The organism is Hyalangium ruber, assembly GCF_034259325.1.
GTDB classification, from domain to species: Bacteria; Myxococcota; Myxococcia; order Myxococcales; family Myxococcaceae; genus Hyalangium_A; species Hyalangium_A rubrum.
In genome coordinates this window covers 115,202-127,397 of sequence record NZ_JAXIVS010000008.1, presented here as the reverse complement: position 1 = coordinate 127,397, position 12,196 = coordinate 115,202, and the positions used below count along the sequence as shown (strand labels likewise).

10 protein-coding genes are annotated in these 12,196 nt (G+C 70.7%); 7 read left to right on the top strand and 3 right to left on the bottom strand.

Going from position 1 to position 12,196, the window contains the following annotated elements; translation table 11 throughout:
• Window positions 1–56: 56 nt before the first annotated feature.
• The 5 genes from SYV04_RS23605 (at window position 57) to SYV04_RS23585 (ending at window position 6,925) form a co-directional block, all read left to right on the top strand.
• On the top strand, window positions 57–1,778 hold the full coding sequence (locus SYV04_RS23605; protein ID WP_321548125.1) for a sigma 54-interacting transcriptional regulator: 1,722 nt from the start codon (window positions 57–59) through the stop codon (window positions 1,776–1,778).
• 5 nt (window positions 1,779–1,783) lie between these two features.
• The gene (locus SYV04_RS23600) at window positions 1,784–2,350 is read left to right on the top strand and encodes a latent transforming growth factor beta-binding protein (RefSeq protein ID WP_321548124.1); all 567 of its coding nucleotides are present in this window, start codon (window positions 1,784–1,786) and stop codon (window positions 2,348–2,350) included.
• Window positions 2,351–2,397: 47 nt separating this feature from the next.
• Window positions 2,398–4,227, top strand: a complete 1,830-nt coding sequence (locus tag SYV04_RS23595) for a serine/threonine-protein kinase (protein WP_321548123.1) — start codon at window positions 2,398–2,400, stop codon at window positions 4,225–4,227.
• On the top strand, window positions 4,224–4,931 hold the full coding sequence (locus SYV04_RS23590; RefSeq protein ID WP_321548122.1) for a hypothetical protein: 708 nt from the start codon (window positions 4,224–4,226) through the stop codon (window positions 4,929–4,931). The genes SYV04_RS23595 and SYV04_RS23590 overlap by 4 nt, the downstream gene beginning before the upstream one ends.
• Before the next feature lie 215 nt (window positions 4,932–5,146).
• The gene (locus SYV04_RS23585; protein ID WP_321548121.1) at window positions 5,147–6,925 is read left to right on the top strand and encodes a CBM96 family carbohydrate-binding protein; all 1,779 of its coding nucleotides are present in this window, start codon (window positions 5,147–5,149) and stop codon (window positions 6,923–6,925) included.
• On the opposite strand, the gene SYV04_RS23580 is transcribed toward SYV04_RS23585, so the two are convergent.
• Window positions 6,915–7,838, bottom strand: a complete 924-nt coding sequence (locus tag SYV04_RS23580) for a diacylglycerol/lipid kinase family protein (protein WP_321548120.1) — start codon at window positions 7,836–7,838, stop codon at window positions 6,915–6,917. The two genes, SYV04_RS23585 and SYV04_RS23580, sit on opposite strands and share 11 nt — an antisense overlap.
• A gap of 124 nt (window positions 7,839–7,962) precedes the next feature.
• Here SYV04_RS23580 and SYV04_RS23575 point away from each other — a divergent pair, with 124 nt between their 5' ends.
• A complete protein-coding gene (locus tag SYV04_RS23575) occupies window positions 7,963–8,595 on the top strand; it encodes a Fic family protein (RefSeq protein WP_321548119.1) in 633 nt (210 codons plus the stop codon).
• Window positions 8,592–9,302 carry a hypothetical protein gene (locus SYV04_RS23570; protein ID WP_321548118.1) on the top strand — a complete coding sequence of 237 codons (711 nt, stop codon included), beginning with the start codon at window positions 8,592–8,594 and terminating at the stop codon, window positions 9,300–9,302. Before SYV04_RS23575 ends, SYV04_RS23570 begins: the two co-directional genes overlap by 4 nt.
• Before the next feature lie 7 nt (window positions 9,303–9,309).
• Here the strand turns inward: SYV04_RS23570 and SYV04_RS23565 are convergent, their stop codons facing one another.
• Both SYV04_RS23565 and SYV04_RS23560 read right to left on the bottom strand, forming a co-directional pair.
• Complete coding sequence (locus tag SYV04_RS23565) at window positions 9,310–11,181, bottom strand: ATP-binding protein (protein WP_321548117.1); 1,872 nt, start codon at window positions 11,179–11,181, stop codon at window positions 9,310–9,312.
• On the bottom strand, window positions 11,178–12,137 hold the full coding sequence (locus SYV04_RS23560) for an ABC transporter substrate-binding protein (protein ID WP_321548116.1): 960 nt from the start codon (window positions 12,135–12,137) through the stop codon (window positions 11,178–11,180). The genes SYV04_RS23565 and SYV04_RS23560 overlap by 4 nt, the downstream gene beginning before the upstream one ends.
• Window positions 12,138–12,196 lie beyond the last annotated feature (59 nt).

Sequence of the window (12,196 nt, the reverse complement as noted above, 5' to 3'; positions counted from 1 at the left end):
ACCGGGCTCCTGGGCTCCCACCGGGCGCGCTTAGACTGCTGCGGGTTCGCCCTCCCATGTCCCTCTTCCTGGTTCTGCCCGATGGCCGCCGCATCCCGCTGGACAAGCCCGTGGTGTCCGTAGGCACGGACGCCGCCTGCGACGTCGTCCTCGATGCCTCCGGAGTGAAGGCCAGCCACGCATTGCTGTTCCGCGACGCTCGCGGTTGGTCGGTGTCTCCCGCGAGCAAGGGCTGCGACGTGCGGGTGCGCGGCAAGCGCGTGGAGCTGGCCGCTCTCGCTCCGGGCGATGCCTTCTCCGTGGGCAGCGCCACGCTCACCCTCCTCGCCTCCGAAGCGCCTCAGGCCCCCACGCAGGCTCCGTCCGGGAAGATGGTCGCGGTGCTGGCGGGCTTCGCGTCGCGGCTGATGCTGCAGCGCCCCGCCCCGGAGCTGCTGGAGTCAGCCATGCGCGGGCTGGCGGAGGCGGTGGGCGCGGACGTGGGCTTCCTGGTGTCGGCGGAAGGAGTGCGGCGACAGGTGCTGTGCGCCACCGGGCCGGTGCCGGAGGCGGCGGTGGTGGACAGCCTGGTGGATCGGGTGGTGGCCTCGGGGGCGCCGGTGCTGGTGGCGGACGTGGCCGCGGACAAGGCGCTGGCCGGCGCGCCGAGCATCCTGGCCCTGCGCCTCACCTCCGCCCTGGTGGTGCCCCTGCGCGCGGGGCCGGCGCCCCTCTCGGTGGTGTACCTCGGGCGACGCGCCGGCACCCCGCCCTTCTCCGCAGTGGAGTTGGAGGAGGCCATGGCCCTCTCCGCGCTGGCGGCGCTGCTGCTGGCCACCTCGCGCGAGCTGACCGAGCTGCGCGCGCAGGTGGACAACCTCACGCAGCGGATCGAAGCGGCGACGTTCGAGGGCCTCATCGGCGAGTCGCGCCCCATGGGCGAGCTGTACCGGCAGGTGGAGCGCCTGGGGCCCACCTCGCTCAACGTGCTGATCCAGGGCGAGACGGGCACGGGCAAGGAAGGCGTGGCGCGGGCGCTGCACCGGCGCAGCGGGCGACGCGGACGGCTGGTGGCCATCAACTGCGCGGCGCTGCCCGAGTCCCTCATCGAGCGAGAGCTGTTCGGCCACGCGCGCGGCGCCTTCTCGGGCGCGGGCGCGGACCGGCCCGGGCTGGTGGAGTCGGCGGACGGAGGCACGCTCTTCCTGGACGAGATCGGCGACATGCCGCGCGCGCTCCAGACCCGGCTGCTGCGCGTGGTGCAGGAGCGCGAAGTCACCCGGCTGGGAGAGAACCACCCGCGCAAGGTGGACATGCGCGTCATCTCCGCTTCGCACAAGCCGCTCAAGGCGCTGGTGCGGGAGGGCCTCTTCCGGGAGGATCTCCTGTTCCGGCTGGACGAGGTGCGCGTGGACGTGCCGCCCTTGCGGGAGCGCGGAGACGACGTGCTGCTCATCGCTCACCATGTGCTGTCCCAGGAGGGCCGCCGCGCCAAGGGCTTCACCCAGAAGGCCACCGAGGCGCTGCGAGGCCACCCCTTCCCCGGCAATGTGCGCGAGCTGGTGTCGCGGGTTCGGCGCGCGGCGATCCTGGCCTCGGGAGAGCTCATCGGCCCGGCGGACCTGGAGCTGGGTGGAGAGCACGCCCCGCTGGCGCCGCTGGAGGAGGCGCGTGATGCCTTCGTGCAGCGGTACGTGCGCGAGGCCATCGCCCGCAGTGGCGGGAGCAAGAAGGACGCGGCGCAGGCCCTGGGAATCGGCCTGCGCTCGCTGTTCCGCTACCTGGGCGAAGGAGAATGAACCCCATGCGCCGACCCTGCCTCGTCCTGTTCGCCGCACTCGCCAGCACGGTGTGGCTCGGCTGTCCGCTCGACATCCAGGTCCGCTGCGAGGACGACCCCACGTGCGAGGAGGAGACGCCGTGCGAGGGCTCCGACTGCGCCGAGGCCCTCAACTGCGACGAGGACTCGCACTGTCGGGCGGGCTGGCGCTGCAACGAGGCGGGCAAGTGCGAGGAAGGGCCCCGGCTGGGAGAGACGTGCGAGGGCCTCGACTGCCAGCGCCTCGCGGTCTGCCACCCGCTGTACCACCGCTGCGAATACACCTGCCGCGCGGACCTGGAGTGTCCTTCCAGCTACCGGTGCAGCCCGGACTCGCTGTGCATCGAGCAGTGCGGCGGCACGCCTCCGGAGACGCTGGGCCTCACCTGTCGCTCTTCCATGGACTGTGTCCGCTGCGGCGTCTGCGTGGGCTCCGGGAGCACGAAGCAATGCCGCCAGCCCTGCCAGCGCGATGAGGACTGCCCCGGGGGCGCGCCGGGCGTGTGTGAGCAGGTGGGCTCGGGCACGCACCGAGCGTGCCGGCTGCTCTGAGGCAGCGGAGATTGCTCCCCGGGAGACGGGTTCTAGAATGTGGCGAGATGACGGGTGAACTGCTGGCCGGCCGCTACCAGTTGGAGCAGGAGCTGGGACGTGGCGGCATGGCCACCGTCTTCCTGGCCACGGACCTGCGGCTGGCGCGCCGGGTGGCGGTGAAGGTGATGCACCCGGGCGGCGACGAGAGCCGCACCGAGCGCTTCCGCCGCGAGGCCGAGCTGGTGGCCTCGCTCAAGCACCCCAACGTGCTGGAGATTCACGACTTCGGCGAGGACGCGGCGCGCGGGCCCTTCTTGGTGTGCGAGTGGGTGCAGGGCGAGAGCCTGCGCGAGCTGGCGCGGCGGCTCTCTCCCGTGCCTCCCGAGGCTGCGGCGGTGCTGGGGTGGGCATTGGCCGAGGCGCTCGGCGAGGCGCACGCGCGCGGGGTGGTACACCGAGACGTGAAGCCGGAGAACGTGCTGGTAGCTCGGGGAGGGCCGCTGAAGCTGGCGGACTTCGGCATCGCCGCGCTGGCGGATCAGGAGCGGCTCACGAGCACCGGCGCCATTACCGGCTCGCTGCCGTACATGGCGCCCGAGCGCATCGACACCGGCGCCTTCTCGCCCGCCTCGGACGTGTACGCGGTGGGCGTCATGCTCTTCGAGCTGTGTACCGGCACCACGCCGCACGGAGGAAAGGGCGCCGCGCACCTGGCGGCCTCGGTGATGACGAAGGATGCGCCGCCCCTGACGGAGCTCGTCCCGGGAACGCCTGAGCCGCTGAGTACCCTGGTCGCGCGCTGCCTCGCGAGGGACTCCCGCGACCGGCCCGCGAGCGGCGAGGTGCTGGCGCCGCTGCTGGAGGAGGTGGTGGGGCGCATCGCTGGGTCTCCGGCGGAGGAGTCCCGAGCCTTCTTCCAGGATCCGCTGGGCTACAGCGCGCGGCGCCGCGAGGCCCGGTTCCAGCAACTGCTGAGTGAAGGCCGCGCGTTGCTGGCGAAGGGCCAGGGGGCTCGGGCCGCGAAGGTGCTCAACGGCGCCCTGGCGCTCCAACCGGACTCGCCCGAGGTGGTCGCGTTGCTGCGCGAACGTCCGCAGGCCGGACGACGGAAGGTGCTCGCGCTGGGCGTGGCGCTGGCGGTCGTCCTCGGAGGGCTCGCGTGGGGAGCATCGCGATGGCTCACACCCGAGCCCGCGCCATTGCCCTCCGTCCAGGTCGAGCCGGCCCCTCAGGAGGCGAAGCGCCCGGAGCCCGAAGCCGTAGCGGTTCAGGCCCCGGAGCCCCAGGTGGAGACACCGAGCCCCGTCGCCCGTCTAGAGCCTGTGCGCGAGGGCTCACGTCCGGAGCCGAAGAAGAAGAGCTCCGGAAGCGCGCGTCCCTCGGCGCCACGCGCGGCTCCTGTGCCCTCCAGCGCCCCCGAAGCCCCCCGTAGCGGCTCCCCTACCGAGGCGCCCCCACCCGCCGAGCCCGTAAAGCCCGCGACGCTGAAGGTGACAGTGCGACCCTGGGCCGAGGTGTTCGTGGACGGCAAGAGCCGGGGCTACACGCCGCGCGTGCGCGAGGTGAGCCTCTCACCGGGCGAGCACCGCCTGCGCCTGGTCAACCCGCTGTGTGACACGGTGGAGGAAGTCCTTCAGGTATCCGCCGGGGAGACGGTGACGCGCGAAGTGGCGCTCCAGGTACGCAAGGCCGAGGTCCACATCGCCGCGCCCTCCGGCGCCCGCGTCTTCATCGACGGAGTGGAGGCGGGCGTGGCACCGCTCTCGGGCTCCCAATATGTCGAGCACGGACGGCACGTCATCTCGGCCCGGGTGCCGGGAGGGCCGCCCCTGCGGCGCGAGGTGGAGGTGGTGGCGGGAACGCGCATCGAGGTGGTGCTGGAGGGAACGCCATGACGGGCCTCGTGGTGGCCATGGTGCTGACGCTCGCCTCTCCGCTGGAGCCGGCCCGAGCGGCCTACCAATCCGGAGAGCTGGCGCAGGCTCGCACCGAGCTGGAAGCGCTCCTCTATCCCTTGCGGCTGGACGGAGCGGCGCTGGAGGCAGAGGCCCACTTGCTGCTGGCCGCCACCTACCACGCGCAGGAGGACGCCGCCCGCGCCGAGCACGAGGCGGTGCTGGGGCTCGCCGCCAGCGATGACGCGAAGCTGGACCCGCTCTTGTACCCGCCCGACTTCGTCGCTTTCGTGGAGCGCGTGCGCACCCTGCACCGAGAGCGCATCGCCGCGCTGGCCGCCGAGCGCCGGCCGCCGGTCCTCGTGCCATCCCCTCCTCCAGCACCGGAGCCCTCACCCGCGCTGGCACTCCCAGGCGCGACCCCGCCCTCGCGGGGCTGGTACCTGGTCCCGTTCGGTGTCGGCCATTTCCAGCACGGCCGCCGGACGAAAGGCACCGTGCTCGCGGTGGCGCAGGGTACGAGCCTCGTCGTCTCCGCGGCCTCGCTGAGCACGGCGCTGGCGTTGCGGGGGCCGGACGGGCGCTACAGCGCCGAGGACGCGAGGGTGGCGCGCAAGCTCAACGCGTCCTATCTCGTGGGGGCCTATGCCTTCGCGGCCCTCTACGCGTACGGCGTCCTCGACGGCTTCACCTTCACGCCTTGAGGTCCAGGACACGCGCGTCCGCAGGGAGAACACGCGCGCGTGCCAACTCTGGCACGTTCCGCCCCGCCGCCCCGGGCTGACAGGCGCCCGCTGGCGCCCAAGCTCCTGAAACACCTGGGCAAACCCCCACGCTCCGGACCCTGGCCCTCCGCTTGCTCAAGGAGGTGCTGACCGCGCCGGCAAGGGCCGACGCGCAAGCCCCCAGGAGTCCGCACATGTCCCGAGCACCTCATTGGAAGCGTTCCGTCCGCTCTCTCGTCCTCCCTTCCCTGCTGCTGGGACTCGCCACCGGCTGTGACGCGGGCGGCGAGCTCACCGAAGAGCCGGTGAGCCCGCTCTCGACGCACCAGGCCGCTCTCTCCACGGCCCCCACCGAGGTGATCCTCGACGCCGTGGCGGACGCGTATGTCACCACCAACATGCCCGGGGCGAACTTCGGCACCTCGTCGAGCATGACCATCGACCGGGGCATCGCGGAGGTCTACGTCCGCTTCAACCTCGCCAGCATCCCCGCCGGCGCCCGCATCGCCTCGGTCATGCTGCAGGCCGTGGCCTACGACGGCTGGGCCTACAACGGCGATGGCAGCGTCTACACCTACCTGGTCACCGACGACACGTGGAGCGAGACGGGCCTCAACTGGTACACCCGGCCCGCGGCCTCGACCGAGCGGCTCGGAGGCTGGTGGCTCTGGTACGGAGGCACCGCGAAGCTTCAGTACGGTGCCAATTGGAGCCCGAAGCTGATGGCCCCGGTGCAGGAGGCGCTGGACTCGGATGGGTTGATCTCCTTCCGGCTGGCCTCCCCCGGGTACAAGACGCTGTACCGCTCGCGCGAACACGGCATCCCCGACGAGCGGCCCAAGCTCATCGTCCGCTACTTCCCTCCCGCCGCGCCGGCGGTCCTCGAACCCGAGGCGGACGCGTACATCGACACCGCCAACGCGCTGACCAACTTCGGCACCAGTGAGACGCTGACCCTCGACAAGGGCGACCGCTCCGCCTACCTGCGCTTCAACCTCGGCGGCATCCCCTCCGGGGCAGCCGTCTCCTCGGTCAGCCTGCAGGCCGTGGGCTACAGCGGCTCGAACCTCATCGACGACTGGAGCGTCTACACGTACCTGGTCTCCAATGACGCCTGGAGCGAGACCGGCATCACCTGGCACAACCGGCCCGAAGACGCACCGAGCCAGAGCTTCGTGGCCGAGCCCGGGCAGAGCGATCTCGGCTCCTGGTGGCTGGAGTTCGCCCCGAACAAGCCCCTGAACCAGCTGGGCCTCAACGCACACCAGCGGCTGTCAGCCCCCGTGCAGCGGGCGCTGGACTCCGACAAGTTGATCTCCTTCCGGCTCAACTCCGTCGGCGCCCTGGGCCACTACCGCTCGCGCGAGTACCCGGACGCGGCCATGCGCCCGAAGCTCACCGTCCACTACGCCTATCCTCCGGTGCCGGCGACCCTCCAGGTGGCGGTCCTCTCCACCGAGGCGGACGCGCATGTCATGTCGGCCAGCCCCGGCACCAACCATGGCACGGGAGCGACCCTGATCGTCGACCGGGGCCTCTCGGAGACCTTCCTGCGCTTCAACCTCGCCAGCATCCCCGCCACCGCGCGGATCGCCGCGGTCAGCCTGGTGACCACGTCCCACGGCGGCTACGCCTACGGGAATGACGGCAGCGTCTACACGCACCTGGTCCCCAACGACACCTGGAGCGAGACCGGCATCACCTGGAACAACAAGCCCGCCATCTCCGGCAGCAACCTCGGCGCCTGGTGGCTGTGGAACGGCAACGGCAAGTACGGCATCCAGATGGGCATCAACTCCAACCCACTGCTGGTGGACCCCGTGAAGCAGGCGCATCAGACGGATGGGCTGATCTCCTTCCGCCTGAACTCGCCCGGGTACCTGACGCACTACTACTCGCGCGAGTCCTCGAACACCGAGATCCACTGGCCCACGCTGCTCGTCTACTACTTCATGCCCGCCACTACACCTTGAGGCGGATGGCGGCCGGCTGCAGCGTCATCTTCGCGGGCAGCCGGCCGGGCACCTCGCCGTCCACCTCGAGCAGCACCTCCTGACCTTCGACGCTCTCCACCTCGAAGGTGCGGCACTTGAGCTGGCGCGTGCCCTTCCACGTCACGTGCTGGCCGCTGTAGATGCCCTTGGACTTGAAGATGAAGTCGCTGAGCGTGTAGCCGGACCAGATGGTGACGTCGAAGAGCCCATCATGGGTGAGCGCGTCCGGCGCCACGCACATGCCGCTGCCGAAGTAGCGGCCGTTGGCCACCGCCACCACGTTGATGGGCACCGACTCCTGGGGCCCTCCATCCACGCGGATGCGCACCGTGGGCGGCTCGAAGCGGAACATGCCCTTCACCGTGCCCAGCACGAAGGTCATGTTGGCGCCCAGCGCCTTGCTGCTGGTGTTCACCTCGTTGGCCACCACCGCGCTCACGCCCATGGAGGCGATGTTGGCGAAGAAGCGCTGCTCCCGCTTGCCCTCGCGGGTGGTGTACTCGACGAGCCCCACGTCGAAGGGCTCCGTCTTCTCGGTGCGCAGCCGCGCCAGCGCCGAGTCCAGCTCCAGGTCCCACCCGAACGCGCGCCGGAAGTCGCCACCCGTGCCCCGGGGAATGACGCCCAGCGCGGCCTTCGGGTTGATGACCTGGCCGTCACGGAAGAAGCCGTTGACCACCTCGTTGATGGTGCCGTCCCCGCCCACCGCGACGATGCACTCGTAGCCGTCCTCGATGGCCTTGCGGGCGATGCGCGCCGCGTCCATGGCCCCGGCGGTGAACTCGTGACCGAACTCGCCGATGCTCCGGGACACCTGGGCGGACAGCTCCGCCCAGCGCTTTCCCGTCTGACCACCGGCGCTGCGCGGGTTGACCACGAGGAACGTCTTCATTCAGCCCCTCTCCTCCTAATGCCACCTGTTCGGCGGGGGCGTACCATACTCTGTCCGTGGGATGCTGGGCGGACGACTCATCACCCAGGGAGCCACACGCGCAGTGGAGGCCACCGAGAAGCTCTTGCCCCACCTCCAGGCCAGCCTCGCCCTGGACTGGACCTTTCCCCACCTGCGCCCCGAGCTGGAGGCCGCCAGCGCCCGGGCCTTCGAGGAGACGCACGCCCAGGAGCGGTTCCTGGCGGAGCTGGACACGCCGGCCCACGAGGACCCGGCGCGAGAGGCCCGCTTCCGGGACGCGCTGGCCCATGTACGGGCCCTGGCGGATGCCCAGGCGCCCCTGACCTACGAGCGGCTGCGCGAGGTGCAGGCCCGGGTCCTCGGACACGCCGTGTCCTTCCGCACGGGGGATGCGTTCGCCCACGGCGGCGCCCACCGCTACCTCTTCTTCCCGGAGCTGGAGGCGATGTTCACGCGCAAGGTGGAGGCGGACGCGGCGGACGGCTGCCACCCGGTGGTCCAGGCCGTGCGGCTGTACCTGGACCTGGCCTTCTTCCACCCGTTCCCGGATGGCAACGCGCGGGCGGCCCGGCTGGGCTTCGAGTTCCTCCTGCGCCGGGCGCGACTGCCCACCCCCCCCCTCACCCCGCTGGTGCTGCTCCCCAAGCACCCCGGAGATGTGGTCCGCTACGCGCAGTTCGTCCGGCTCGCGGCACGGGGCATCGCGGGGCGAGGCGGCGGCGCGGAGAGCCCATGAGCAAGAAACACCGCAAGCAGGGCGAGGACGGGAGCGACTGGCAGCGCATCCGAGACAGCCTCGATGCCTTCCAACCGGAGCGGCTGGCGGAGGAGCTGCGGCGGTTCCTCTCCTCGCGCATCCCCCGGGACGCCACGCACATCCCCGAGAACCAGCGCTTCGCCCTGTTCCAGGAGGTCAGCGCCCTGGTCTCCAACACCGTCGGGCCCTGGTGCCAGCTCAGTGGCTCGTTCCTGGGCAACCCCGTCATCGGCGGCTACGTCTCGAGCTATTTCTTCAAGGGGAAGGCCCCGCTCAGGGGCCCCGGCATGGAGCTGGAGCGCAACATCCAGGCCATCGTCCAGGCGATACAGAAGAGCCAGCGGTGGCTGCGCCGGCTCGATGAGTACTTCCGCTCGGTGACGCTGCCCGAGGACGAGCAGGACCTCCAGCTGGCGCTCACGATCGCGGTACACGAGACGCTCGACATCGTCATCGAGGAGACCGGCTGCGAGGACGCCTGGTACGGGTATGCCTTCGACGCGGTGCGCTGGCTGATGGAATCCCTGGGCTTGTACATGACGGACAACATGAAGCGCACGTTCACCAAGGCGCTGGGAAGCTACGAGAGCTGGGTCTCCCCCTCCAAGGAAGACACCGAACGGGCCTCGGAGGCCCTGGCCCTCGAGGTGGTGAGGAAGAACTTCGCCCAGAAGTACCCCAAATGAGTCCGGCTCAGGCCGTGGCCCCCACCGGCAGGAAGACCCGGAAGGTGCTGCCATGGCCCGGCTCGCTCTCCACGGTGATGCGGCCGCCCAGCGCCGACACGATGCCGTGGCAGATGGACAGGCCCAGCCCCGTGCCCACCCCCTCGGGCTTGGTGGTGAAGAACGGCTCGAACAGCCGGCGCTGGTGCTCCGGAGAGATGCCCACCCCGGTGTCCTTCACCTCCACCACCACCCAGTCCGCGCCCTCCCGCCGCGTGGTGACGCGCACCTCCTGCACCTTCGGATCCCTCCCCTCGGGGATGGCCTGCGCGGCGTTGACGATGAGGTTGAGGAAGAGCTGCCCGAGCCGCGACTCACTGCCGTGGATGAGCGGCAGCACGCCATAGTCCTTCACCAACTGCGCCCGGTGCCTCAACTGGCCTCGAGCGATGTTCCCGCACAAGTCCAACACGGAGTGGAGATTCACCGGCCCACGGGCCCCCTCGTCCCTGCGCGAGAACGTCCTCAAGTCCCGGACGATGTCCCGGACCCGATCTCCTCCCGCGAGCGTCTCCTCCAGCGCCGCATGCACCTCACGCAGCCGCTCCCGGGTGGGCGCGTCCCATCCGTCCGACAGCGCGCGCAACTCCTCGCTGACGAAGCGCACATTGCTGAGCATGAAGGACAGCGGGTTGTTGATCTCGTGCGCCACCCCCGCGGCCAGCGTCCCTAGAGAGGCCATGCGGTCGGCCGCGTTCAGCTTGTCCTGGAACTGCCTCCGCTCGGTGATGTCCCGCACGATGGACACCCGCATCGGCTGCCGCTCGAATACCAGGGGGAATGTCACCACCTCGCCCAGCACCTGCCGTCCCGCGAGGTGTACCCAGCGGACCTCGCGGGGCGTATCGCTCTCCATCGGCCCCGTGAGCGCCGCCACGTCCTCGGGCGCCACCAGCTCCGCCACCTGTCGGCCCCGCAGCTCGGTGGCCTGCGCGTACCCCAGCAGCGCCGCGGCCGCCGGGTTGTGGAACACCACCTTGCCCTCCCAGTGGATGAAGGTGGCGTCCGGCGAGCGCTCGATGAGCGTCTGGAACCGCGCCTCGTTCTCCTCGAGCTCCTGTTGGTTGCGGCCGATCTGCTCGGCCATCTGGCTGACCGCCTGCCCCAGCCTCCCCAGCGCGTCGTCGCTCTCCTCGGTGCTCGCCACGCCGGGCTTGCCCGCTACCACCTCTCGCGCGGCCTCGGTCAGGCGCTGGATGCGCCGGCCCAGGGTGAGCTGGATGACGAGCCCCATCGTCCCGGCGATGAGCAGCAACATCAGGCTCGAGCGGAGCACCGAGCGCTGCACCTCGTAGAGGCTGGCGGCCTTGAGCGTCGCGAGGTCGTGCTGGAAGTAGAGGAAGCCCACCTTCTCCGGGAGCCTGTCGAAGCTCAAGAAGACCGGGTAGTAGCCGACCACGCGCTGACCGTCGGCGCTGACCTCCACGATTCCGGTCATGTGCCTGCGGGCCCGCCCCATCCGCTCGGCATGTTCGAGGCGCAGCAGCTCCGGCCAGGCTTCGGACACCTTCCGATCCAGCAGCGCCAGCCGCGTTGAGGCCACCACCGTCTGCCGGTCGTCGATGAGCAGCCCCACCTGCAGGTGGGGGTTGGAGCTCATGCCCGCCACCAGCTCGCGCGCCACCGTGAGCTTCCCTTCCCTCAGGAAGGTCTCCAGGGTGCTCTGGAGCTGCGCCATCTCCACGGTGACCTTCCGAAGCGTGAAGCGCTCGTCGTTCCGCACGCTGGTCTGGGTCTCGCGGCGCAGCGAGTAGAGGCCGAAACAGACGGCATAGATGAGCACGAGCAACAGCGGGATGCCGGCGGTCCGCTGCCACCTGTGGCGCGGAGTGGGGCTCACGGCGCCACCCGAAGCAAAGGGCCGGAGTCGAGCAGGCGGCGCGCGGAGGGTGCGGTGGGCAGGAGCTGCTGTTGCACCATGACGGCGCCCACCCGGTCGATGGTCTCCACGAGGCGGGGCTCCTCGCCCGCGAGCAGCGCGTGCTGCTCCCGCGCGCTCGGGTGGCGAACCCCCGCCATGCTCTCGAGGAACCACGGCGCTTCCAGCCCGAGCCGAGGCGCCATCCGGCGAGCGCTCTCGGAGGGAGCGGCCTGGAAGCGCGCGAGGGCGGCGAACCACCCGCGCAGCAACATGTCCACCTGCTCCGGGCGCGTCCGCAGGTGGCTCTCGCGCACCACCAGCACGTCGATGATCTCCCCAGGGATCCGCGCGCTGTCGAAGAGCCGGTGCGCGCCCGCCGCTTCCAGCCGGGTGCAGTAAGGCTCGTAGCTCACCACGGCGTCCACCGTGCCACGCTGGAAGACCGTCTCCTGCTCCTCGGGGTTGTGGAACACCCGCTGCACGTCCTCGCCCCGCAGCTTCACCTCCTCCAGGGCCCGGTGGAGCATGTAGGTCGGCAGCGTCATGTCCTCGGAGGCCACGCGCAGGCCCTTGAGGTCCGCCAGCGACTTCACCTCCCGCCGCGCCATCAGGCAGTCGGCCCCGTGGGAGGCATCGAGCACGAGCACCACCCGGACCTCCTGCCCGAAGTGGTCGAGGATCATCACGTCATCGAGCGTCAGCGTCACCGCGTCGATGACGCCATTGCGGAAGGCCTGGAGCCGCTGGGGCGTGTTCATGTACTCGGCCAGGTGGATCTGCCCGGCCGGGTACAGGCCCAGCTCACGCGCCAGGAACAGCGGCTCCGTGCCCACCCACGGCACGGTGCCCACCACCAGGGGGGGCTGAGGTGCCGAGGAGCACGCCGCCAGCGCCAGCGCCAGGAGCGCCAGCCTCGTCCTGCCGTGTCGTTGCATGACAGTGAGTTTCTAGTTCACTTCTCCCTAGAAACTCACTCCCACCCCAGGAGGGAGGG